Annotated in this window: 24 protein-coding genes and 1 tRNA gene; 10 read left to right on the forward strand and 15 right to left on the reverse strand. The window is 68.9% G+C overall.

Features of this window, described 5'->3' with window-relative positions; translation table 11 throughout:
• Positions 1-83: 83 nt before the first annotated feature.
• Together ACT54L_RS04980 and ACT54L_RS04985 are read right to left on the reverse strand one after the other, a co-directional pair.
• Positions 84-1,058: a quinone oxidoreductase family protein gene (locus ACT54L_RS04980; RefSeq protein ID WP_476084448.1), complete on the reverse strand. Its 975-nt coding sequence runs from the start codon at positions 1,056-1,058 to the stop codon at positions 84-86.
• 121 nt (positions 1,059-1,179) lie between these two features.
• A complete protein-coding gene (locus ACT54L_RS04985) occupies positions 1,180-1,983 on the reverse strand; it encodes a TerC family protein (RefSeq protein ID WP_476084449.1) in 804 nt (267 codons plus the stop codon).
• A 287-nt stretch (positions 1,984-2,270) separates the two neighbouring features.
• Between ACT54L_RS04985 and ACT54L_RS04990 the strand changes: the two genes are divergently transcribed.
• A complete protein-coding gene (locus ACT54L_RS04990) occupies positions 2,271-3,479 on the forward strand; it encodes a UbiH/UbiF family hydroxylase (RefSeq protein WP_476084450.1) in 1,209 nt (402 codons plus the stop codon).
• A 63-nt stretch (positions 3,480-3,542) separates the two neighbouring features.
• Here the strand turns inward: ACT54L_RS04990 and ACT54L_RS04995 are convergent, their stop codons facing one another.
• Positions 3,543-4,412, reverse strand: coding sequence for a hypothetical protein (locus ACT54L_RS04995; protein WP_476084451.1), 870 nt, complete (start codon positions 4,410-4,412; stop codon positions 3,543-3,545).
• 205 nt (positions 4,413-4,617) lie between these two features.
• Between ACT54L_RS04995 and ACT54L_RS05000 the strand changes: the two genes are divergently transcribed.
• Together ACT54L_RS05000 and ACT54L_RS05005 are read left to right on the forward strand one after the other, a co-directional pair.
• Positions 4,618-5,214, forward strand: coding sequence for a superoxide dismutase (locus ACT54L_RS05000; RefSeq protein WP_476084452.1), 597 nt, complete (start codon positions 4,618-4,620; stop codon positions 5,212-5,214).
• Between the two features lie 335 nt (positions 5,215-5,549).
• Complete coding sequence (locus ACT54L_RS05005; protein ID WP_476084453.1) at positions 5,550-7,175, forward strand: ArnT family glycosyltransferase; 1,626 nt, start codon at positions 5,550-5,552, stop codon at positions 7,173-7,175.
• A 421-nt stretch (positions 7,176-7,596) separates the two neighbouring features.
• Here ACT54L_RS05005 and ACT54L_RS05010 read toward each other — a convergent pair whose 3' ends face one another.
• The 4 genes from ACT54L_RS05010 to ACT54L_RS05025 all read right to left on the reverse strand — a co-directional run bounded on the left by ACT54L_RS05010 (position 7,597) and on the right by ACT54L_RS05025 (position 12,487).
• The gene (locus tag ACT54L_RS05010; protein WP_476084454.1) at positions 7,597-8,580 is read right to left on the reverse strand and encodes a zinc transporter ZntB; all 984 of its coding nucleotides are present in this window, start codon (positions 8,578-8,580) and stop codon (positions 7,597-7,599) included.
• A 154-nt stretch (positions 8,581-8,734) separates the two neighbouring features.
• Positions 8,735-10,108: a dipeptidase gene (locus ACT54L_RS05015; RefSeq protein ID WP_476084455.1), complete on the reverse strand. Its 1,374-nt coding sequence runs from the start codon at positions 10,106-10,108 to the stop codon at positions 8,735-8,737.
• 177 nt (positions 10,109-10,285) lie between these two features.
• Positions 10,286-10,726, reverse strand: a complete 441-nt coding sequence (locus tag ACT54L_RS05020; protein WP_476084456.1) for an ANTAR domain-containing protein — start codon at positions 10,724-10,726, stop codon at positions 10,286-10,288.
• A gap of 156 nt (positions 10,727-10,882) precedes the next feature.
• On the reverse strand, positions 10,883-12,487 hold the full coding sequence (locus ACT54L_RS05025; RefSeq protein WP_476084457.1) for a helicase HerA-like domain-containing protein: 1,605 nt from the start codon (positions 12,485-12,487) through the stop codon (positions 10,883-10,885).
• A 155-nt stretch (positions 12,488-12,642) separates the two neighbouring features.
• On the opposite strand from ACT54L_RS05025, the gene ACT54L_RS05030 reads away from it, so the two are divergent.
• From ACT54L_RS05030 to folK, 3 genes are all read left to right on the forward strand, one after another.
• Positions 12,643-13,023: a DUF2267 domain-containing protein gene (locus ACT54L_RS05030; RefSeq protein WP_476084458.1), complete on the forward strand. Its 381-nt coding sequence runs from the start codon at positions 12,643-12,645 to the stop codon at positions 13,021-13,023.
• A 111-nt stretch (positions 13,024-13,134) separates the two neighbouring features.
• Entirely contained in the window at positions 13,135-13,986 is an 852-nt protein-coding gene (gene folP, locus ACT54L_RS05035; protein WP_476084459.1) for a dihydropteroate synthase, read from the forward strand.
• Positions 13,983-14,471, forward strand: coding sequence for a 2-amino-4-hydroxy-6-hydroxymethyldihydropteridine diphosphokinase (gene folK, locus ACT54L_RS05040; protein ID WP_476084460.1), 489 nt, complete (start codon positions 13,983-13,985; stop codon positions 14,469-14,471). Before folP ends, folK begins: the two co-directional genes overlap by 4 nt.
• Positions 14,472-14,687: 216 nt before the next feature.
• Here the strand turns inward: folK and ACT54L_RS05045 are convergent, their stop codons facing one another.
• Entirely contained in the window at positions 14,688-14,894 is a 207-nt protein-coding gene (locus ACT54L_RS05045) for a CsbD family protein (RefSeq protein WP_476084461.1), read from the reverse strand.
• Between the two features lie 167 nt (positions 14,895-15,061).
• On the opposite strand from ACT54L_RS05045, the gene meaB reads away from it, so the two are divergent.
• Together meaB and ACT54L_RS05055 are read left to right on the forward strand one after the other, a co-directional pair.
• Entirely contained in the window at positions 15,062-16,048 is a 987-nt protein-coding gene (gene meaB, locus ACT54L_RS05050) for a methylmalonyl Co-A mutase-associated GTPase MeaB (RefSeq protein ID WP_476084462.1), read from the forward strand.
• A gap of 1 nt (position 16,049) precedes the next feature.
• Positions 16,050-16,682 carry a pyroglutamyl-peptidase I gene (locus ACT54L_RS05055; protein WP_476084463.1) on the forward strand — a complete coding sequence of 211 codons (633 nt, stop codon included), beginning with the start codon at positions 16,050-16,052 and terminating at the stop codon, positions 16,680-16,682.
• Between the two features lie 20 nt (positions 16,683-16,702).
• Here ACT54L_RS05055 and ACT54L_RS05060 read toward each other — a convergent pair whose 3' ends face one another.
• From ACT54L_RS05060 to ACT54L_RS05090, 7 genes are all read right to left on the reverse strand, one after another.
• Positions 16,703-16,981 carry a hypothetical protein gene (locus ACT54L_RS05060; protein WP_476084464.1) on the reverse strand — a complete coding sequence of 93 codons (279 nt, stop codon included), beginning with the start codon at positions 16,979-16,981 and terminating at the stop codon, positions 16,703-16,705.
• A 94-nt stretch (positions 16,982-17,075) separates the two neighbouring features.
• Positions 17,076-18,008 (reverse strand): 2-hydroxyacid dehydrogenase, encoded by a 933-nt coding sequence (locus ACT54L_RS05065; protein ID WP_476084465.1) that lies wholly within the window; start codon positions 18,006-18,008, stop codon positions 17,076-17,078.
• A gap of 40 nt (positions 18,009-18,048) precedes the next feature.
• A tRNA-Gln gene (locus ACT54L_RS05070) sits at positions 18,049-18,123 on the reverse strand.
• A gap of 97 nt (positions 18,124-18,220) precedes the next feature.
• Positions 18,221-19,006 (reverse strand): enoyl-CoA hydratase-related protein, encoded by a 786-nt coding sequence (locus ACT54L_RS05075; protein ID WP_476084466.1) that lies wholly within the window; start codon positions 19,004-19,006, stop codon positions 18,221-18,223.
• A gap of 471 nt (positions 19,007-19,477) precedes the next feature.
• Complete coding sequence (locus ACT54L_RS05080) at positions 19,478-20,251, reverse strand: TIGR02186 family protein (RefSeq protein ID WP_476084467.1); 774 nt, start codon at positions 20,249-20,251, stop codon at positions 19,478-19,480.
• Positions 20,248-21,174 carry a sulfite exporter TauE/SafE family protein gene (locus ACT54L_RS05085; protein WP_476084468.1) on the reverse strand — a complete coding sequence of 309 codons (927 nt, stop codon included), beginning with the start codon at positions 21,172-21,174 and terminating at the stop codon, positions 20,248-20,250. The genes ACT54L_RS05080 and ACT54L_RS05085 overlap by 4 nt, the downstream gene beginning before the upstream one ends.
• Before the next feature lie 219 nt (positions 21,175-21,393).
• Positions 21,394-22,401, reverse strand: coding sequence for an MBL fold metallo-hydrolase (locus ACT54L_RS05090; RefSeq protein WP_476084469.1), 1,008 nt, complete (start codon positions 22,399-22,401; stop codon positions 21,394-21,396).
• Between the two features lie 267 nt (positions 22,402-22,668).
• Between ACT54L_RS05090 and ACT54L_RS05095 the strand changes: the two genes are divergently transcribed.
• The gene (locus ACT54L_RS05095; protein ID WP_476084470.1) at positions 22,669-22,974 is read left to right on the forward strand and encodes a Nif11-like leader peptide family RiPP precursor; all 306 of its coding nucleotides are present in this window, start codon (positions 22,669-22,671) and stop codon (positions 22,972-22,974) included.
• Positions 22,975-23,021: 47 nt separating this feature from the next.
• Positions 23,022-23,285, forward strand: coding sequence for a Nif11-like leader peptide family RiPP precursor (locus ACT54L_RS05100; RefSeq protein ID WP_476084471.1), 264 nt, complete (start codon positions 23,022-23,024; stop codon positions 23,283-23,285).
• Positions 23,286-23,297 lie beyond the last annotated feature (12 nt).

A 23,297-nucleotide genomic window follows, 5' to 3' on the forward strand; every position in this document is an offset into this window, starting at 1 on the left:
CCTGGAGTTCGTCCAAGGTTATCACGAACGGCACCGTCCGGCGCAAGGGACAGCGCCGGCAAAAAGGAAAATGCATAGCTGCGTCAAGGCAGAAGCAGGGTTGAACCAGTGGTGGCGCGCCCTTCCAGGTCCCGATGGGCGCGCACGGCGTCCTTCAGAGCGTAGGTCTGGTGCACGGGGATCTTCACCGCGCCCTTGATGACCATCTCGAACAGGTCATTGGCGGTGGCCAGAAGATCCGGCCGGGTGGCCACATAAGTGCCGAGCGTGGGGCGGGTGGCGTAGAGCGAACCCTTCTGGGACAAGGTCAGCAGGTCGAAATTGGTGATGGCGCCCGAGGCATTGCCGAAGGACACCCAAAGGCCGCGCGGCTTGAGGCAATCCAGCGAGGCGGGATAGGTGGCCTGGCCAACGCCGTCATAGACCACGTCGCACATCTTGCCCGAGGTGATCTCCTTCACGCGGTGGACGAAATCCTCCTCGCGATAAAGGATCACATGGTCGACGCCATTGGCCAAAGCCAGTTCCGCCTTGTCCTTGGAGCCCACGGTGCCGATCACGGTGGCGCCCAGGGCATGGGCCCATTGGGACAGGATGAGCCCCACGCCCCCGGCCGCCGCCTGGATGAGGAGGGTGTCGCCCGCCTTCACCTCATAGGTCCGGCGCACCAGATATTGCGCCGTCATGCCCTTGAGCATCATGGCGGCGGCGGAGCGATCGTCGATGGCGGCGGGCAGGTGCACCAGCACGTTGGCGGGAATGTTGCGCACCTGGGCATATGCGCCCATGGCCCCGGCATAGGCCACCCGGTCGCCCACGTGGAAGTCGTTCACATGGTCGCCCACCGCCACCACTTCGCCCGCCCCCTCATTGCCGGGGATGAAGGGCAATTGGGGGGCCTTGTAGAGGCCGGAGCGGAAATAGGTGTCGATGTAATTGAGGCCGATGGCGGTATGACGGATCTGCACCTCACCGGGGCCGGGCGGGGGCACGGTGATGGTCTCGAACGTCAGGACCTCCGGACCGCCGGTCCGGTGCACGCGAATCGCCGCAACCATGTCGTCGCCTCCCACCCGTTGTCCGCCGCGCCTGTGTGGCCTTGGCCCTGGCGGGCACAGCGGCGGCGGCATGATAGGGCCTCCCCGGCCACCGGCAAGCGCCCAGACCTCCGGCACGCGCTCACGCCGTCTCATCGCCTCCGGCCGCGCTCCCCGACGCGGCCGCGCCGGAGGCCGAGCGGCGGGCGCCGGGCTTGTCCATGCCCGACTGGCGGCGGCGCCGCCGGCGCGCGGCGGTGATGTTCATGGCTTCCACCAGCACCGCGAAGGCCATGGCCGCATAGATGTAGCCCTTGGGAATGTGGAAGCCGAAGCCATCCGCCACCAGGGTGGTGCCGATGAGCACCAGGAAGGCCAAAGCCAGCATCTTGGTGGTGGGATGAGAGGCGATGAAGGCGCTGAGCGGCCCGGAAGCCACGAACATCACGCCCACCGCGATCACCACCGCCAGGATCATGATCTCCAGATGCTCGGCCATGCCGATGGCGGTGAGGATGGAATCGATGGAGAAGACGAGATCGAGCACCGCGATCTGCGCCACCATCATGAGGAAGGCGGAGCTGGCGGGGGCGGCGCCGCCGGCCTCCTCGCCCTCCATCTCGCCATGCATCTCGGTGGTGGCCTTGGCCACCAGGAAGGCGCCGCCCGCAATCAGGATGATGTCGCGCCAGGACACGCCGTGGCCCATCACCGTGAACAGCGCCTGCTGGAGCCCGATCAGCCAGGACAGGGTGAACAGCAGGGCGATCCGCATGAAGAGCGCCAGCCCGAGCCCGATCTGCCGCGCCCGGAGCGCCTGATGGGCGGGCAGGCGCTGCACCAGCAGCGAAATGAAGATCACATTGTCGATGCCGAGCACGATCTCCATGGCCACCAGCGTGACCAGGGCCGCCCAGGCTTCCGGCGATGAGATCCAGGCCAGCATTCACGTCTCCCGTCGTGCGGCCCCCGCGCGCCGGTTCAGCCTACCGCCAAAGCATGACACATCTAGGGGATGGGACGACGCACCGCGCGACGGCGCGCGCCCTTGCGGCTAAACTCGCGGGTGCTGGAAATCGATCCCCGGCGCGATCCAGGGGCCGGGATCAGGCGTTTTGTAGAGGACCGGCGGCCTGGGGCGCGGGGTGGCATGTGCCCCCCGGCCCGGGTGCCCGGCCACAATGTCCCGGCCACGCCGCCCTGCGTGGAGCCGTGGTGCGTGCGGAGGTTGTCATGTCCGACCCGTTGAACTCCGACCCGTTGAACTGCGATCCTTTGAACCAGGATGTCATCGTCGTGGGGGGCGGGCCCGCGGGTCTGGCCGCGGCCATCGGGCTCGCCCGCGCGGGCGTGCCGACGGCGCTGGTGACCGGGCCGGAGCGCGGCATCGACCAGCGCACCACCGCGCTCATGGAAGGCTCGGTGCAGATCCTGTCCGCCTACGGCCTGTGGGAGCGCCTGGCGCCGCACACCGCCCCGCTCCGGGATCTGCGAATCGTCGATGCTACCCGCCGCCTGATGCGCGCGCCGGAAGTCACCTTCCGCGCCGCCGAGATCGGGCTGGAGGCGTTCGGCTATAATATCGAGAACGAGGCGCTGCGCGGCGAACTGACCACGGCGGCGCTGGCCACGCCCAATCTCCACATCGCCCGCGCCTCCCTCACCGACGTCACCGTGGAAGGCGAGACCGCCCGGGTCCTCCTGGATGACGGGCGCACGCTCACCGCCCGCCTTGTGATCGCCGCCGACGGACGCCAGTCCAGGGTCCGCCAGGCGCTGGGCATCGGCCTGAAGTCGCAGGCCTATCCGCAGGTGGCCCTGACCTTCACCGTCGCCCACACGCGGGCGCATGAGGACATCTCCACCGAATTCCACACCGAGACCGGCCCCTTCACTTTGGTGCCGCTGCCCGGCAACCGCTCTTCCATCGTGTGCGTGGTCAGCGAGCGGGAGGCGGTGACCTTGCTCGGCCTGAACGACACGGCGCTCGCCCGCGAACTGGAGCGGCGCGCCCATTCCATCCTCGGCGCCTTCACGGTGCAGGCAGGCCGCGGCGCCTTCCCGCTCTCGGCGGAGACCGCCCGCAGCCTGGTGGCGGATCGGGTGGCGCTGATGGCGGAGGCCGCCCATGTGATGCCGCCCATCGGGGCGCAGGGCCTCAATCTGGGACTCCGCGACGCGGACGCCCTGGTGCGCGCCGTGACCGCGGCCTTCGCGGCCGGGCGCGATCCCGGCGCGGCGGACCTGCTGGCAACCTATGAGCGCGAGCGGCGGGCGGACATTGAGGGCCGCATGCGGGCGGTGGACCTGCTCAACCGCTCGCTCCTGTCGGACCTTGTGCCGGTGCAGGGCCTGCGGGGCCTCGGCCTTTATCTGCTCGACCGCGTCGGCCCGTTGCGGCGGCGGCTCATGCGCATCGGGGTGGGCAGCCAGGCGGCCTGAAGCTTGCCGGCACAAAAAAGGGGGCGGTCCCGCCGGGACCGCCCCCTTTTTGATTGAGGTCGCTCAGCGCGGCGGCTGGGCGGCGCGGGCCACGTGGTCGCGCAGTTCCTGGAGCGAGGCGAAGCGCAGCACGCCGTCGGGAAGCTCCGCCTGGATGGAGCCGTCCGAATAGAGCGTATAGGCCATGCCGCCCACGATGCCCGACTTCAGAATGGTGGGCTCGGCCACCTCCGGGCGGGGCGGCTCGGCGCGGCGCACCGGGGCGGGCGGCGGCGCGGGAGGCGCAGGCGGGGCCGGCGGGGCGAACGGACGGGGAACCGGCGCGGTGCGCGGCTCCGGGCGTTCGGCCCGCTCCATCGGCGCCGGGGCAGGAACGGGCGCCGGTGCGGGCTCGGGCGGCAGGTCGGCGGGCGCCTCGGCCGGCAGGCGCAGGCGCGAGGCCAGGGTCTCGCCTTCGGTCAGGCGGCCGAGGATGCGGCCACGGCGCGCGTCCGGGGCGGGCGCCGCCTCGGTCGGAGGCTCGGCCGCGCGGGGCCGCACGAAGGGCGGAAGGGTCGGGCGGCCGGTGGGCTCGGTGGGGGGCGCCTGGCGCACAGGGGCCGGGGGCGGCGGGGGCGGCGGCGCATAGGCCGGCTCATCGTCCTCCTCCTCGTCGGAGGGAAGCTGGAAGGCGGGCGCCGGCGCGAAGGCGGGCGCGGCCGCCGGGGCGCTGGACACGGCCGAACCACCCGTCAGCGCCACCTGGTCGAGACGGGCGGCAAGGCCCGCCATTTCCTTCAGCACGAGGGCGATACCCACCAGCACGATGCCACCCGACACACCCGCCGCGCCAGCCGCGAGCAGGGCATTGCCGAAATTGGACACGAAAATCGCCATACCGAGCACCGACACGACGAGGCCGATCAGCGCCAGGAGAAAACCGATAGCACCCACTAACCGCCACATATGACCACTCCAAGCACGAACCGCGCGGCACGATCGTCCAAAGCAAATTGCCGGTCCAGGCAAGAAATCGGCGTCGCCGCTGTTGTCCGATCTCCCAGCCCGCCCTATCTAGTTCGCAGTTCGGGCGAACCTCCATCCTCGGTCACCGGGGGGACGTCGCCGAACCCTACCGGATCGATTGCGGAGACGCCCCATGTCTTTCACGCTTCCCGAACTGCCCTACTCTTATGACGCGCTCGCCCCCTACATGTCCCGCGAGACGCTCGAATATCATCACGACAAGCATCATCTTGCGTATGTCAATAACGGTAACAACCTCCTAAAGGGAACCGAATTTGAGGGAAAATCCCTCGAGGAGATCGTCAAGGGCTCCTTCGGCAAGAATGCCGGCCTCTTCAACAATGCCGGCCAGCACTATAACCACCTGCACTTCTGGAACTGGATGAAGCCCAACGGCGGCGGCGCCATCCCCGGTGAGCTTGAGAAGAAGATCATCGAGGACATCGGCTCGGTGGAGAAGTTCAAGGAGGAGTTCGTGGCGGCGGGCGTCGGCCAGTTCGGCTCCGGCTGGGCCTGGCTCACCCTGAAGGACGGCAAGCTGTCCGTGACCAAGACCCCCAATGGCGAGAACCCGCTGGTGCATGGCGGCGTGCCGCTGCTGGGCGTCGATGTGTGGGAGCACTCCTATTACATCGACTACCGCAACCGTCGGCCCGATTATGTGAAGGCCTTCGTCGACCACTTGGTCAACTGGGACTATGTGGCCGAGCTGTATTCCAAGGCCGGCTGAGGCCCTCAAGGTCTCGCCGCCAAAGCGTCCAGATCAGGCCGGGAGCGCGCCGCGCTCTCGGCCTTTTTATTTGCGAAATGAGAGTCGCACGCAGCAAGCCGGGCGGGCGCCGCAAGTTTCGCACAAGGATTAGGCGGCAAAATGCAATCTGAGGGGGTATTGCACGCAGTTGCACCGGTCACGCTGCGGCGCAATGCATAAAAATCTTGCATCGTCCGGTCTTCCGGGCAAGATGAGCCGCTCACAATCATGTGAGCGGGGTCAGCGCACTGTCCGCCCCGCGCTGGTCATTTTTCAGGGGCTGATGCAACGCGTTCGAGTTGGGCCGTACAAAGATGCGTAACCTGCTTTCCGACCGTCTGCCGCGTCCTTTCGCAGACCGTCTCGCGCTGCTCTTGATCCTCGCCGTCTCCATCCTGGGGGTGTGGACCTACCACGACTATGGGCTGGGCTGGGACGACTTCACGCACTCGCAATATGGCGACCTGCTGCTGCGCTATTACGCCTCCGGGTTGAGCTTCAAGCGCGTGTTCTCGTTCGTGAACCTCTATTATTACGGCGGCAGCTTCGACCTCGCCGCCGCCTGGCTCGCGCAGCACCTGCCGATCGACATCTTCGACCTGCGCCGTCTGCTCGGCGGCATCGTCGGGATTTTCGGCATGGTCATCGTCTGGCGCACGGGGCGCCGTCTCGGCGGTCCCGTCTGCGGCCTCATGGCGCTGTGCCTGCTGGCCATCTGCCCGCTGTATTACGGGCACATGTTCATGAATGCGAAGGATGCGCCCTTCGCGGTGGCGGTGGCCGCCCTCATCTATTCCCTGGTCCGGGCGCTGGAAGAATTCCCCAAGCCCACTTGGCGCACCGTCGGCCTGTTCGCGGTGGCTCTGGGCTTCACCATCGGCACCCGGGTGCTCGGCGCCATCTCGGTGGTCTACCTCACCGCCGCGCTCGCCCTGCTGCTGCTGGTGGAATGGCGGCATCTGGGCTTCAAGGCGGCCGTGGCGCGCATGGCCACCTTCATCGGCCTGCTCGCCATCGGCCTGCCCCTGGCCTATCTGGTCATGGGCTTGGCCTGGCCCTGGGCGGTGGTGGAGCCGCTCAATCCCGTGCACGCGCTCACCTATTATTCCCACTTCTGGGAAGTGCCGTGGCGCGAGCTGTATGAAGGCCATCCCGTCCTCGTGCCCGACATGCCGCGCACCTATGTGCCGACGCTGTTTGCGGTGCAGATGCCGGAATTCTTCCTGGCCATGTCGGTGGCCGGCATGGCCGGCGCCCTGGTGGCGAGCCTGTTCGGCAAGGCGGAACCGCGCCGGCGCGCCCAGCTGATGCTGGTGCTCACCGCCGCCCTGTTCCCGATCCTGCTGACGGTGGTGACGCGCCCCGTCATGTATAACGGCATCCGCCACTTCGTGTTCGTGACCCCCGCCCTGGCGCTGCTGGGCGGCCTTGCGGGCCACTGGGCCTGGAACTGGGCCCTGCGCCATGGCGAGACCGCCCGCGCGGCCTTCGCTGGCGTCTTCGCCCTGGGCCTTCTGCTGCCGGCCTCCGAATTCGCCCAGCTGCACCCGCTGCAATACACCTATTACAACCACATCGTGGGCGGGGTGCGCGGCGCCGACAGCATGTTCATGCTCGATTACTGGGGCCTGGCCTTCAAGCAGGCCACCGCCGAGCTGGACGAATATGTGGAGGAACACCGCCGCTCGCTGCCGCAGGGCCGCAAGTTCCGCGTGGCGGTGTGCGGCCCCCATCGCGCCGCGGCGGCGGAACTGGGGCCGCGCTACGAGACCACCTATGAGACCCACGACGCCGACTTCGCCCTGATGCTGGACGAATTCTACTGCGCCAAGGTGCAGGCCCCGGTGATCGTGAAGGTGGAGCGGGATGGGGTGGTGTTCGCGCGGGTCTATGACGTGCGCGGCCGCAGCTTCCCCTCGGTGTTCGCCGCTGGCCAATAGTCGCGCGGCCGTCTTGAGCCCACACGCGTCGCCGGCAGCGAAAGCCTCCGGCGACGTTTTCATGTGTGCGGCTTCAGGGGGGAGACGCCTTGCGGCAGCGCCTTGAAGGGCGCGGGCAATCCAACACCGGCCGTCCAGAGCTGGCCGCGCCGACGGCAGGTCGCCCCCCTCCTCACCGGCGAGAGCATGCGCGAGCCCATCGGCCTGCGCCGCAGGCGGATGGGATCACCCTGATCGGATCGCGCTCTGGCGCGTTCAGCCAGCCAGCGCCGGAGGCCTCCCGCCGTCGGCCGCCGATGGCGCACCGTAGCGGCCGGATCGCTTCAAGGTTTCTCGGAGGGAGGGAATCGATCGGACGGATCGTTTGGGGCATTTCCTTCCCCCGACCCGCGTCCCGTGTCGCGCGGACAGGCCCTCGCGATCAGAACAGCTTCATCCGCCGGAACACCCAGGCAAGGCTGAGGGCGAAGGCGATCAGCAGAAACGAGATGATCCAGAAGGATTCTGGGTCTTCTTCCCCGGGAATGCCGCCCACATTCATGCCGAACAGGCCGGACACGAAGGTGAGCGGGGCAAACACCACGGTCACCACCGCCAGCACCAGCATGGACTGGTTCATCTGCTCCGCCCGGCGGTCCACCAGCTGGTCGCGGATGAGCGAGGCGCGCTCGCGAATGGAATCCAGCTCTTCGGTGAAGCGCACCACCCGGTCGGCGGCATCGCGCAGGCGGTTACGGTCCTTGGGGCCGAGCCAGGGATCGTCCTCCAGCGAAAAATGGGTCAGCGCCTCCCGCTGGGGCGCAATGTGCCGGCGCAGCTTGATGGACACCCGTCGCAGGATGGCCTGCCGGGGCATGATGTCCGAGGCTTGGCTGGTGACCACCTCGTCCTCCAGCTCATCGGCCTGGTCCATGAGCGCGGCCACCACCGAATCCAGGCGCTCCACCAGACGCATGGCCAGATCCGCCACCATCTCGCCCTGGGTGCGCGGGCAGCGGCCCCGGCGCAGGGCGTCGATGAAATCGGCGATGGCGGAGACGGGCTCGTGCTGCACCGTCACGATGCGCCGCTCCTCCACCCAGAAATGGACGCCCTGAAGCTCCTCGGGCAAGGCGTTGCGGTGGAGATTGACTGCCCGCAGCACCAGCAGCGCGCCGTCCGCATGCATGGCGCAATGGGGGCGGCTCTCGTCGTCCAGCATGGAATCGATGATGAGCGGATCGATGCCGCTCTTTTCCCGCAGCCAGTCCTGCCGGCGCCGGGGCATGGCGCGGAAGTGCAGCCACAGGAAGCCGTCCTCGGGCACGGGCAGATCCAGCACGTCGTCCTCGGCCAACGCCCTGCCGCCGCCCCTCCCGTTGAAGAGCCAAGCCTCGACCAGTCCTTCGGCCTCTTGGACGTGCATGCGGTCCCCCTCGGCTGCGCGCCGACTGACTGCCAGAAACCGGTGAATGGGAAAAGGGAAATGCGCGCGGGTCCGCCGCGAGTGTGGCCCCCCTTTCCTGCACCTTGATGACGGCGCCGGCCCGGGCCATCCGGCCCCGGCGCCGCCGTCTCCCTCAGGCGAGGGCGGGCAGGATGCGGGCCCAGCTGCGGATGCCCTTGTGGAAGGAAGTCAGGTCGTACTTCTCGTTGGGTGAGTGGATGCGGTCATCATCCAGCCCGAAACCGATGAGCAGCGTGTCGAGCCCCAGCACGGCCTTGAACTGGCCGACAATGGGGATGGAGCCGCCCGAGCCCACCGTCACAGGAGCCTTGCCCCACTCCTGCTCCAGCGCGGCGGCCGCCTTCTGAAGATCGATGCTGTCGGCGGGCACGAGGAAGGCGCGGCTGCCCTCACCGGCCGAGAAGGTCATGCGGCAATCGGCGGGCAGGCGCGCTGCCACGAAGGCGCGGAAGGCCTCCTTGAGCGCCACCGGGTCCTGGTCCGCCACCAGACGGAAGGAGATCTTGGCGGTGGCGGAGGCGGGGATGATGGTCTTGCTGCCCTGGCCGGTATAGCCGCCATAGATGCCGTTCACCTCGAAGGTGGGGCGCGACTGGATCTGCTCGATCACCATGCGGTCGGCTTCGCCGGCGGCCACCGAAAGCCCGACCGGGCCAAGGAAGGACGCCGCGGTGAGGCCGAGCCCCGCCCATTGCGCCTTCTGCGCGGCGGTCGGCTCCACCACATCGTCGTAGAAGCCGGGAATGGTGATGCGCCCCTGCCCGTCATGCACATCGGCGATGATGCGGGCGAGCACATGGACGGGATTGCGCGCGGCGCCGCCGAACAGGCCGGAATGCAGGTCCCGGTCGGCGCCGAAAATGGTGAGCTCGGTATGGACGATGCCGCGCAGGCCGGTGGTGATGGCCGGCGTGGTGCGGTCCCACATGCCGGTGTCGCACACCAGGGCCACGTCGGCGGAAAGCTCGCCCGCATGGGCGGCCAGGAAGGCCGGCAGGCTCGGCGACCCGCACTCCTCCTCGCCCTCCAGCAGCACGGTCACGTCCACCGGCAGGCGGCCGTCCACCTCCTTCAGCGCCCGGAGCGCCTCGATGAAGGTGAAGACCTGGCCCTTGTCGTCGCACGCCCCCCGCGCGACGATGCTCTGGCGGCCGGCCTCGTCCGCCGCCAGGCGCGGCTCGAACGGGGCGGTCTCCCACAGCTCTAGCGGGTCCACGGGCTGGACGTCATAATGGCCGTAGAACAGCACCCGGCGCGGCGCGCCCGTATCGGTGCGGGCCACCACCACCGGATGACCGGCGGTCTCGCGCACGGCGGCGGACAGGCCGAGGTCCGCCAGGGCGGCGGCGGCGAAATCGGCCGCCCGGCGGCAATCGGCGGCATGGGCGGGATCGGTGGAAATGGAGGGAATGCGCAGGAAGTCGAACAGGCGGGCCAGGCTCGCCTCCAGGCCGTCATCGATGTGCTTCAGGACTTGCTCCGACACGATGCCTCTCCATGTCCCTGCCATCCGGCGCGCGCCTCACGCGCCGGTGCGCGGCGCGTCTGGGTAGCACGCCGGCGCGGCCGTGAAAACGAAGGGCGGAAAACGAAACGCGGCGCCGGGAGGCCCCGACGCCGCGTTGAAAAAGCCGGAAGAAGCGGACCGCGGGCCGCGGCGGGATCAGCCGACCGCCTGCTCCCGCTTGCCGTCATCCGCCTCCTGCGTGGCGGCGGCGGCGATCGGGCGCTGGGCGCGGCGGGCGCGCTGGAGCACGGAGCCGATGCGGCGATAGAGCAGGCGCGGCAGCAGCGGCATGCCCACGGCCGCCTCATAGCCGCAGCGGCCGGCGGTGCGCGTCAGCTGAAGGGTGGTGCCATCCGCCACCATGACGGCGGGCACCGCGTCCTCCGCCTCGCGGAAGGGGTGGTCGGGCACATCGTCCACCGTGTTCACCTGGACCACCACCACGTCGAACGCGCGCGGGAGGGCCTGGGCCTCCTGCACGGTCGCCACCTCGGTGACGGCCCCAACGCCCAGGGCGCTCAGGCCGGTCCGCGTGATCTGGCGGCGGTCAACGTCGGAATCGATGATGAGAATGCGGGCAGTCGGCAACACCTTCATGGGGCGCTCCTGCTTGGGCGGTTCATGTCGCACCACATGAACCGAGGTTGAGCAGCTCCGTCCGAACGCAACCCCGCAATTGCGCCTGACTCGAGCCAAACTAACAAACAGCTTCCCCCGAGACAACCGTTACCGGGGTCCGGCGGACGGCGAAGCTCATTTTCGCATGCCGCCGAGGATGCCGCGCAGGATGGCCTTGCCCAATTGGGTGCCCACCTGGGAGGCGACCGAGCGGGCCACCTGCCGCACCACCAGCTCGGTGGTGGTCATGCGGGTGCTGGTGCGCGCGGTCGGCGCCCGCGGCGCCTCGGGCGCGGATGGGCGGGGCGCGCCGGTGGGCGTCCGGGTGGAGGGGACGGACGTGCCGGACCGCCGGGGCGGCGGCTCCGCAGGACGGCCCCAGGGGCCGGAGGGCCGGGTCTCCGCAGGGGCGGGCGCGTCCCCGTCCGACGCGGCCCCCTCCAGCATCTCGAAGGCGGACTGACGGTCCACCCTGGTGTCATAGACCCGCCCCAGCGGGCTTGCGACGATCAGCGCCGTGCGCTCCTCCCGCGACAGCGGCCCGACGCGGGCGGCGGGCGGGCGCACCAGCATGCGCTCCACCATGGCCGGCGTGCCATTGCCCTCCAGCAGCGAGACCAGCGCCTCGCCCTTGCCCAATTCGGTGATGACCCGGGCAGTGTCGAGCCGGGGATTGGGGCGGAAGGTCTCGGCGGCGGTCTTCACCGCCTTCTGGTCGCGCGGCGTGAAGGCGCGCAGCGCGTGCTGCACCCGGTTGCCCAGCTGGGAGAGCACCTTGTCCGGCACGTCGAGGGGATTTTGGGTGACGAAATAGACCCCCACCCCCTTGGAGCGGATCAGGCGGACCACCTGCTCCACCTTGTCCAGCAGCACCTTGGGCGCCTCGTCGAACAGCAGGTGCGCCTCGTCGAAGAAGAAGACGAGGCGGGGCTTTTCCGGGTCGCCCACCTCCGGCAATTGCTCGAACAGCTCGGACAGAAGCCACAGCAGGAAGCAGGCATAAAGGCGGGGCGCGCCCATCAGGCGGTCGGCGGCGAGGATCGAGATCACCCCCTTGCCCGAGGGGTCCACATGCATGAGGTCCTCGATGCGCAGGGCCGGCTCGCCGAAAAAGTCGTCCGCCCCCTGATTCTCCAGCACCAGCACCTGCCGCTGGATCGCCCCCACGCTGGCGGAGGACACGTTGCCGTACTTGGCCCGCAAGGTGGCGCTGTTTTCAGCCACATGGGCCAGCATGGCCCGCAGGTCCTTCAGGTCCAGCAGCAGCAGGCCCTGTTCGTCAGCGACGCGGAAGACGATGTTGAGCACGCCTTCCTGGGTCTCGTTGAGCCCCATGAGTCGCGCCAGCAGCAGCGGCCCCAACTCGGAAATGGTGGTGCGCACCGGATGCCCCTGCTCGCCGAACAGGTCCCAGAAGGCGACCGGGAAACGTCCGGGCGCATAGGTGATGCCCACCTCCTCCGCCCGCTTGACGAGGAAATCGCGCGGCTCCCCCATGGCGGCGATGCCGGAGAGGTCGCCCTTGATGTCGGCGGCGAAGACCGGCACGCCGGCCCGCGAGAAGCCTTCCGCCAGCACCTGGAGCGTCACCGTCTTGCCGGTGCCGGTGGCGCCGGTGACGAGGCCGTGGCGGTTGGCGAGGCGCAGCACCAGGGACAGATCGGGGCTCGCCCCGCCATCGCCGCGCGGACCGATGCAGCGCCCCAGAAAGACATCTCCCGCCGGAACCTTTGCCGTCATGGTGCGTCTCCCTCTCGCCGCTTTGCCGTGCTCCATTTGGCCTTGGCCCGCAGCCCCGCACAAGGCCCGGGCCGTACGCCAGAGCGTCATGGTCTTGCGTGTAGACTGCACCGCCGCCAAGATCGATGGCGCGGGGAACCAGCAAGAGGTGCACGATGGAAGAGTTGGTCACCCGGCTGAAGGAGAAGGTGGGCGTCTCCGATCCCGCCGCGCGCCGGGCTGTGGAAGTGGTCATCGAATTCCTGTCCAACGAGGCGCCGGCCGGCGCCATGGAGGAGCTGGCAGGGTCCCTGCCCGGCCTGTCAGACGTGCTGTCCCGCTGCTCGCAGGACGCCAGCGTACCCATGTCCACGCGCCATTTCGGCGGCATGGCCCGGCTGATGCAGGTGGCCGACCGCATGATGTCGGCGGGCATGACCATGGGCCAGGTCCAGCAGGCCACCCATGAAGTGGTCGCTTTTGCCCGCGAGCGGGCCGGCGATGAGGCGGTGAACCGCATCGTCACCGCCATTCCCGGCCTGCGCCAGGTGGCCTGAAGACCCCGCCTCCCCCGGGCCAGGCGGGCTTCGCCCAATTGCCCGCGTGCCTGACCGGGGCGGGCTCTTTATGGTAGGGGGCTATCCTTGCCCTCTACAGGCTGCCGCCGCATGTCCTCCCCTGTCTTTGTCACGCCTGAACCGCGCACCCTCCCCGCCTGCGACCGCACGCTGAATCTTGGCCCGCGCACGCTGGTGATGGGCATCCTCAACATCACGCCCGATTCCTTCTCCGACGGCGGCAAGAATGCCGCCCCCGACGATGCGCTGGCCAATGCCCGGCGCCTTGCCACCGAGGGCGCGGACATTCTGGACGTGGGCGGCGAATCCACGCGGCCCGGCCACACCCCGGTGGCGGCGGACGACGAGTGGGCGCGTGTCGCGCCCGTCCTGGCGGCCTTGAAGGAAGAGAGCGCCCTGCCCGTCTCCATCGACACCTGGAAGGCGGAGGTGGCCCGCAAGGCGGTGGCGGCGGGCGCCGTGATCGTCAACGACGTGTGGGGCTTCTCCCGCGACGCGGACATGGCAAGCGTGGTGGCGGACACGGGCGCCGCCGCCATCGTCATGCACAATCGCGAGGCCGTCGACCCCGCCGTGGATGTGATCGCCGACATGCTCAGCTTCTTCGAGCGGGCGCTGGAGCGGGCGGAAAAGGCCGGCGTGACGCGCGAGCGCCTGGTGCTCGACCCCGGCATCGGCTTCGGCAAGACGTTCGAGCAGAATCTGGCCGCCATCGCCAGGCTCGGCGAACTACGGGTGCTGGGCCTGCCCTTGCTGCTCGGCACCTCCCGCAAGTCGCTCATCGGCAAGGTCATCGACACCACGCCGCCCGAGCGGGTGCCGGGCACCATTGCGTCCAATGTCATCGGCATCATGGCGGGGGTGGAGATCATCCGGGTGCATGACGTGGCTGAACATGTGCAGGCGGCCCGGGTCAGCGAAGCCATCCGCGCGGCGCGATGAACACCCGTGCCTATCTGTGCCTCGGCGGCAATGTGGGCGACCCGGCGGCAAAGCTGGCACTCGCCCGGGCGCTGCTGGCCCGTGCGGGCCTCACGCTCGTGCGCACGTCCGCGCTTTACCGCACGCCGCCGTGGGGGCCGGTGCCGCAGGGCGACTATCTCAACCAGGTCATCGAGGTGAAAAGCCCGGTGGGCGCCCTCTCCTTGCTGCATCTCGCCCTCGGGATCGAGCGCATGCTGGGGCGCGATCGCACGCGGGAGGAGCGCTATGGCCCCCGCCCCATCGACATCGACATCCTCGCCTTCGGCACCGAGCGGCACGACACGCCCGACTTGCAGCTGCCCCATCCCCGGCTGATGGAACGCGCCTTTGCGCTGGTGCCGCTGACGGAGATCGCGCCGGGCCTCGCCATTGAAGGCGTGCGGGTGAAGGACGCCCTGGCCCGGCTGGACCTGTCCGGCATCGTGCGGGTGGACGGCCCATGACAAAAGGCGCCCCGCCGGAATGGGCGGGGCGCCTTTCGGAGCGGCTGGAGGCGCGCGCTGGGAGAGCGCGCCGCCTCCTCCTGTCCCGGAGCGGGAAAAGGGCGCAGGCCCCGCTCAGTCGTGCTTTCCCGGACGCCGCGCCTGATAGGCGCTGGCCCCCGATGAAAGATCCCGCCAGGCGCGCGCCAGTTGGCTCACTTCCCGGCGACGGTCACCTCACATGCGGTCGACGCCGCGGGACCAGGTGTCCACCTGCTCCTTCACCTGATCCTTGGCGAGACCATAGCGCTCCTGAAGCTTTCCTTCGAGCTTCTCGCGATTTCCGTTGATCTGCGCCATGTCATCGTCCGTCAGCTTGCCCCACTGGGTCTTGACGCTACCGGTGAACTGCTTCCAGTTGCCTTCGATGCGATCCCAATTCATATTGCGCACTCCCGTTTGTTAAGAAGAACTATGCCCCTTCAACGCGCAGACGGCGCTTTGGTTCCCCCTTTTGACCTTGCCTGCGGCCCGTTGAGCCCGCCGGCTGAACGCGCCATGCTGCACGGCACCGATTCCGCGCCGCCGCGCGGGACGGCGACGGGGATGACATGACACGTCCGCACGAAGACGATGCCGTCCTGGCCGAGCGCGTGGCGCGGGGCGAGCGGGCCGCGCTGGCCCGAGCCATCACCCTGATCGAATCCCGGCGAGCCGATCATCGCGCGCGGGCGCAGGCGCTGTTGCAGATGCTCCTGCCGCGCACCGGCAAGGCGTATCGCGTGGGCATCACCGGCGTGCCGGGGGTGGGCAAGTCCACCACCATTGATGCGCTCGGCACCTATCTCACCGGACAGGGCCACAAGGTGGCGGTGCTGGCGGTGGACCCCTCCTCCACCCGCACCGGCGGCTCGATTCTCGGCGACAAGACGCGCATGTCCCGCCTCTCGGTGGACCCCGCCGCCTTCGTGCGCCCCTCCCCCTCCGGCGGCACGCTGGGCGGCATCGCCGCCAAGACGCGCGAGACCATGCTGCTGTGCGAGGCCGCCGGCTTCGACGTGGTGCTGGTGGAGACGGTGGGGGTGGGCCAGTCGGAAACGGCGGTGGCCGATCTCACCGACACCTTCCTGGTGCTCATGCTGCCCGGCGCGGGCGATGAATTGCAGGGCATCAAGAAAGGCGTGCTGGAACTGGCTGACATCGTCGCCGTCAACAAGGCGGACGGCGACAATGTGACCCGCGCCCGCGCGGCGGCGGGGGAATATCGCGCAGCCCTCCACCTCTTGGGCTCACGCCAGGCCCATTGGTCGCCCCCCGTGCTCACCTATTCCGGCCTCACGGGCGACGGCATCCCGCAGGTGTGGGAGCAGGTGCTGCTTCACCGCACCAAGTGCGAGGCCGCCGGCACTTTCGCCGCCACCCGCCGGGCGCAGCAGGTGCGTTGGATGTGGACGCTGCTTCAGGAGCGCCTCGCCGCCCGCGTCGCCTCCGATCCCGCCATCAAGGCACGCCTGCCCGCGCTGGAGCGGGAGGTTGCCGAGGGCACCTTGGCGCCCACCCTGGCGGCCAATGAGATCGCCGAGCTGATCGGGCTCTGAAATGGGCGCACCGGGCCGCAAGATCCTCATCTGCGGCTTCGGCCCCTTTCCCGGCGTGCCGCGAAACCCCGCGCAGACCGCCGCCCGCGACCTCGCGCGGCTGCGCCGGCCCCTACTGGAGGGCATGGAGCGCCATCTGGAGATCCTGCCCACCCGCTGGGACGCGATGCCTCATCTGGCGGGCCTGCTGGCCGACGTGAGGCCGGATGCGGTGCTGCTGCTGGGAGTCGCCGGTCGGCGACGGGTGCTGAATGTGGAAATGCGCGCGGTGAATGCCGCCAGCGGCTTCCCCGATGCCGCCCGCCGGCACGCCCCGGCCCGCACCCTTCAGGCGGGTGGACCGGACGTACGCATGACTCGTGCCAATGCCGCCCGCCTCGTCCACGCCATCCGGCAGGCGGGGCTAGGTGCGGCGGTCTCGCGGGACGCCGGGCGCTATCTCTGCAACGGGGCCTATTATACCGCCCTGGCCGCTCTGGAACGCATGGACCCGCCGATCCCGGTGGTCTTCGTCCACCTGCCGGGACGTGGTCCAAGGCCCCGCGGGGCGGGGCGCGTGGGGGCGCAAACGCATCGGCTGCGCCGGACCCAGGGGCTGGCGCAGCTTCTCAAGGCGTTGATGGCGCGGGGCTGAGGGGCGTCCCTTATGGGACCTCAGGCCGCCTCGCCATTGGAAGGGCGGCGGGGCGGACGGGGCGGGGTGATGTCGATCATCTCATAGCCGCCCGGCGAGGCCTGGTAGCGGGTGACGTTCACCTTGACCTTGCTGCGCCCGAACAGCAGGAACTGAAGCCCGCCCACCACCACTGCGACGGCCAGCACAATGCCGGCGGCCACCAGGAGGGAGCCGAGGAAGGCGAAGAGGATCGCCGCAGCGACGCCGCCCGCCACGATCAGTCCGGCGGCGCGCAAAGTGGTCAGGAAGCTGTTCATCTGTCTCTTTCTCACATGCACTTGCGTAAGGTGAACGCAAGGTGCGGCGGACTTATGGCGCCGGCTTCCCATATGGGGAGCTCTGGACCCCCGCTCAATAGCCCCGTTGCGGGTCCACCGGATTGGCGATGCTTTCCCCCGCGCGGAGGCGGCGGATATTGGCCGCGATCTGCGCCGCGCCCGACTTGGGGATGGCGGTGGAGGCCAGATGCGGCGTAATCAGCACATTCTCCATGCCCCAGAGCGGGCTGTGCGCCGGCAGCGGCTCGGTCTCGAACACATCCAGCGTCGCCCCGCCCAGCGCGCCCGAGGCCAGCGCCGCGACCAGGGCCGGCTCGTCGATGATGGCGCCGCGCGCCACATTGATGAGCTTGGCGCCTTCCGGCAGCAGGGCGAGGGTCTGCGCATTGAGGATGTGGCGGGTGGCGGGGGTGAGCGGCAGCATCACCACCAGGATTTCGCTGCGGCGGAGAAAGTCCGGCAGCGCCTGCGGGCCGTTCACGCAGGCAACGCCGGGAATGTCCTTTGGCGTGCGCGACCAGCCGGACACCTGGAAGCCGTGGCGGGCGATCTCGGCCGCGGCGGTTCCCCCCAATTCGCCAAGGCCCAGCACGCCCACCGTGATCTCGTCCGCGGTGCGCGGCTGCACATAGTGCCACCGCCCCTCCCGCTGCGCCTTCTCGAACAGGGGAATGTCGCGGGCATGGCGCAGCACCGCCATCAGCACGAAGGAGGCCATCATCCGCGACATGTCGGGATCGGAAATGCGGGTGATGGGCACCGGCGGCAGATCATCCCGCGCCACCAGCGCATCGACCCCCGCCCCCAGATTGACCACCAGCTTGAGGTTCTTGAATGGCGCGAAGAAGCCGTGCGGCGGCTTCCACACCAGCGCATAGCGCACCGCATCGGGATCGCCCACATCGGGCGACACCCGCACGTCGAGATCGGGCAACTCGGCCCTGAGCGCCTCCACCCAGGGGGCGGACGTGTCCAATTGGCTATGGAAGACAAGGGCCTCGCGCATGGATGGTCTGCCCGGAATTTCGAGGAAAGCGGCGGGGGCGTGGCTGGGGCGCCAGGATTCGAACCTGGGAATGGGGGAATCAAAATCCCCTGCCTTACCACTTGGCTACGCCCCAATGCGCGGGCGCGGACCATATCCACACCCGCGATGAAAACGCAACGGGGATCACCGCGCCGACGGCGATGATCCACCGGCAAGGCCGCGATCGGCCCTCAGGCCCCGGTGAAGCGGGGCGCGCGCTTCTCGGCGAAGGCGAGGCGGCCTTCCCGATAATCGGCGCTGCCATTGGCCAGGGTGGTCAGCCGCCGGGCCTCGGCGGCCACCTGACCGCCCGCCCCGGTCGCGGCGCGGATGGAGAGCTTGGCGGCCCGCAGCGTCAGCGGCGCATTGTCGGCGATGCGGCCGACCAGCCGATCGGCCAGCGCATCCACCTCCTCGGGCGAGGCGATGTGGTCGAGGGCACCCATTTCAAAGGCGCGGGCGGCATCGAGCCGCTCGGCGCCATAAAACAGCTGGCGCACCGTCTGCCCGCCATAGGCCCGCACCAGGCGGGCGACGCCGCGCGGATCATAGCCCAGGCCAAGCCGGGCGGCGGGAATGGCGAAGAAGGCGTTGGCGGCGGCAATGCGCAGGTCGCAGCTGGCGGCGAGCGCCGCGCCCGCCCCGACGCAGGCGCCATGCACCAGCGCCACCACCGGGAAAGGAATGGCCTCGATGGCCGCGCAGGCGCTTTCCACCAGTTCGTCATAGCTCTGCGCGCCCGAGGCATCGGACCGGGCGGCGGAGAAGTCGGAAATGTCGGCACCGCCGGAAAAGGCCAGCGTGCCCTCCCCCCGCAGCAGCGCCACGCGGATGTCGGTGCGCCCCGCCGCTTCCGAAGCGAATGCGGACAGCGCGCGCCACATGGCGCTGGAAATGGCATTGCGCCGCTCGGGATTGGTGAGGACGAGACGGGCGATGCCGCCCTCCACGCTGATGGAAACGTCGCCGGCGGCCATGTGCCCTCCCCTCGATCAAGCGGCGCGCAGCCCCGCGCGCGCCGCGTCTGTGGCAGCGCATCTAACCCGCGAACCATGGCGGGTTGAAGAGGGGAAGTTGCCGAACGGGGAAGAAGAAAGCGCGGGCACGGGACGGCATGCATTTTCAACACGCCGCCCCGACCCTCCAGGTGCCGGTCAGGGCTTGACACCTGGAAGTCCGATTGGATGACGCATCCCTAAAGACCCGTCGATCCCGCTCGATGCATTCTTTGTCTCCAAAGACCTCTCGTCGCAAGAGACAAATTCAGGTCTCCAAAAGAGATGGATCCGGTTCGGAAACATTTCAGTAAAGATACCATCCACACCGGAAGAACTTCATCCGCTGGTTGCACGTCCTTTACACAGTCGCCCGGCGGCAACATCGGCTCGCAGCGGTCGGCGGCTTCGCGCAAAGCGTGCAACACGATGGCATCGCGGCGGGGGGCCGCGTCAGTCCTTCCGAAAAACAAAATTGGCTCCAAAGCCGATGGCAAGGGCGCCGCAGGCCACGCACAGCCCGTAGAGAAAACCATGACGTTCGGCGAGGTCGGCGATCTGCTGGCCGAAGCCGGACTTGCGCACCACGACCGAAGTGGCCGCGCTGGACAGCAGGTGCCCGTCGGCGAACAGCTTCACCGTCACCTGGTAGAGGCCGACCGGCGCCGCGGCGGGAATGCGGAAGCTGGTGCGGAACACCTGGGGCGACAGCATGGTCACCCCGTTCGGCTCCTCCCGATACAGCCCGTCCGCCTGCTTGATGCGCAGGAAGGCGAGGCGGAACGGGTCGTCGGGCACCACGTCCGCATAATCAGGCCCCACGCGCTGGAGGAAGATGTTGCGGGACAGACCGATCTGCTCGCGCCGCAGGACTTCGGCGGACGCGATCTCCGCCGCCGGCCGATTGGTGGCCACCGCCAGCACGGCCGGTGAATCCACGAAGGTCCGGCTGTCCGTATTGATATAGATGCCCGCCACCCGCGACTTGCGCCAGGTAACGAAATTCTCCTGCGGGCCACGCACGGTCACGGCGAAATCATAGTTCCGCTCCGCCCGCTCGCCCCCCTCGACCACGCCGAACAGGACGAGATCCGCCCCGGCGAAGCTGGAGGTGATGAGCACTTCCGGTTGCGACACGGACAGGATGAGGCGCTGGGCGAAGGCGGCGGGTGCCGATCCCGCAACCAGCAGCAGCGCAGCGATGAGCGCATGGAGGAGCCTGGTCACACCCGCCCCTCCGTGATGGTGATGGCATAAGGGTCGGACGGGGGCCGCACCAGGTCGATGCCCACCCGCAGCCCCACCGCCAGCACCAGCAAAGCCAGCAGCAGGCGCAGATGCTCGGCCTTCAGATTCTGCCCGGCGCGCGCCCCGAACTGGGCGCCCACCGTGCCGCCGATCACCAGGATCAGGGCGAGAATGGCGTCCACCGTGCCGTTGAAGGTGGCCTGGAGGATGGTGGCCGCCGTCATGGTGGCCAAGGTCAGCACCAGGGAGGTGCCGACCGAGGTCTGGGTGGGCACGCGCAGCAGATAGATGAGGCCAGGCACCAGCAGGAAGCCGCCGCCCACCCCCAGCACCGCCCCGAGGAAGCCGATGCCGAGCCCCAGCGCAATCACCGGCAGCACGGACACATAGATGCGCGAGCGGCGGAAACGCATCTTCCAGGGCAGGCGCAGGAACCAGCCATGGGTGCCCGGCCGACGCACGGTGGCCGGCCGCCCGCCCCGTGTACGGGCAATGGCGCGCACGCTTTCCACCAGCATCATGGTGCCGATGCCCGACAGCAGGATCACATAGGACACGCGGATGGCGAAATCGATCTGCCCATAGGCCCGCAGCAGCGTGAAGGCGCCCACCCCGAGCCCGGTGCCGGTGAACCCGCCGGCCAGCAGCACGCCGGCCAGGGGCAGGTCGATGAGCCCCTTGCGCAAATAGGACAAGGCGCCGGAGAAGGAGGAGGCCGCCATGTGGGCGGAGACGCTGGCCACCGAGACGGCCGCCGGGACCCCGGCGAAGATCAAGAGCGGCGTCATGAGGAAGCCGCCGCCCACGCCGAACATCCCGGAGATGAACCCTACCGCCAATCCCATGGCGAAGATGGTGAAAATGGCCGCCGGCATTTCGGCGATGGGCAGATAGATGGTCACGCGGGACATGTCCGGTGGGCGGGCGGGAAGTGTGCGTCCTATAGAGGGCGTCGCATGATTATGGAAGCACGTTGACCGCACCCGGTCCTAAAAGGTCCCGACGAAAACCTGCGTCCTGCGCTCACCAGGGCCGGATTTTCATGGCGGCCGGCAGCGGGAACTTTCACATCAACAAAGTCTATCAAGAAGGATACTTAAATCTCTCCCGCGCCTGGCCGCTTACACCCGCTGGAACAGGCCCACGGGGGCGTCCTGCGCCACCTTCACCAGTCCCCGCTCCACCAGGTGACGCAGATGGGCCAGTGCCTCGCCAATGCCGAAGCCGATCTGCTCGGGGGGCAGCTTGCGGAACAGCAGGCTTGCGGCCTCCATGACCGTGCGGGGGGCCTCGCAGAAGTCCAGCAGGCGGGCGAGGCGCTCCTCGTGATGGGCCTTCAGTTCGCCGATGCGCGTATGCAGCCCGAAGAAGGGCTCGCCATGGGAGGGCAGCACCAGCGTCTCCCGCGGCAGCGGCTCGAAACGGGCAAGCGAAGACAGGAACAGGCCGAGGGGATCGGCCTCCGGCTCGCCGGCCCAGACGCCGATGAAGGGCGTGATGCGGCCCAAGATCTGGTCGGCGGCGATCAGGATGTTCCGCTCGGCGCTGAACAGGCAGACCATCTCCGGGGCATGGCCCTCGCCGATGAGCACCCGCCAGCGGGTGCCGGCCAGTTCCAGTTCGTCGCCTTCCTTGATGCGCACATAGGAATGGGGAAGGGCCGTGACCCAGCGATTGAAGATGAGCCCGCGCCGCTCCACCATCTCCAGATAGGCATCCGGCGCCGCGCACCAGCGGCCGTGATCGACGATATGGGGAATGACCATCTGCGCCGGCTCCGCCAGAAGCGTGCGCGCCTGGAGCCATTCGGTGCGGGCCATGTGCACGGGGGCGCCGGTGCGGGCATGCAGCCAACCACACAGACCCAGGTGATCGGGATGGAAATGGGTGACCAGCAGCCGCTTCACCGGCAGCCCGCCCAGCAGCGGATGGGCGAGCACGGCGGTGAAGAGGGTGCGGGTGGCGGCATCGTCGACGCCGGAATCCACCAGCGTCCAGCCGCCTTCGTCGGCGAGCAGCCAGGCATTCACCTCGCTGGGGGGGAACGGCAGCGGCACGGTGACCCGCAGGAGGCCGGGGGCGATCTGCGTGACGCCCCCCGTGGCGGGCGTGCCCTGATGTGCCGACATGCATCCTCCCTCATCCGGCCCGTCGCCTCGTGCCTGGATCGGCGCGGTCCCAGCCTTGACCCGTCCCAGCTTCCACCGATCGCCGCACGATGCAATGGCGGCGCCGCGCAGAGCGGCAGCCGCCGGCATTCTGAAACGGCATGGATGGATGAGGCGGCGGCCGGCGGGAGGAGCCACAAAACCTTGTGTTACCAAGCCTTTCGTTGAAGGGACCGCGGTTTGGGGGGCTATGACGGTGGCAGCATCCTCCAAACGGGGCGTCGCACAATGAGCCAGAAGCTCGCGGCCTTGCTGGCCGCCATCGAGACCAACCCGGACCTGTTGTCGCGCATGCGCGAGGCGCTGCCGGAGAATGCGCCGCTCACGCCGGACATGTTCGTGACCGCCGCGCGGGCCGCCGGCTTCTCCCTGTCCAAGGACGACCTGCCCCTCGAAGCCGCACCGCTGGACGAGGCGCAGCTGGAGGGGGTCTCGGGTGGCATCAGCATGCGCGACCTGCGGCCCGGCGAGATCCCGTCCATCGAGTGGCAGGCCAAGACCTGGGGCAAGATTTGGAACAAGCTGTTCGGCTGATCGACGCGGCAGGATCGCCCGGCCCAACCATAAAGGGAGTGAAGGCAATGAGCGATAAACTCGCAGCACTGTTGACGGCCATCGACACGGACCCGGACGCGTCCGCGCGGTTTCGCACCGCGCTGCCCGAAAGCCAGCCCCTGACGCCGGACATGTTCCTGGCGGCCGCTCGCGCCGCCGGGTTCGATCTGACCGCCGAAGACCTGCCGCCGTCCGCCGGCCCGCTCGACGAGGCGGCGCTGGAGGGCGTTGCCGGCGGCATGGATTCGCTCCACAACTTCATGGAGTGGCGAAAGCGCTGGAAGCGCTGAAGCGGTCGCGGC

This window comes from Aquabacter sp. DMC10 (assembly GCF_056314145.1).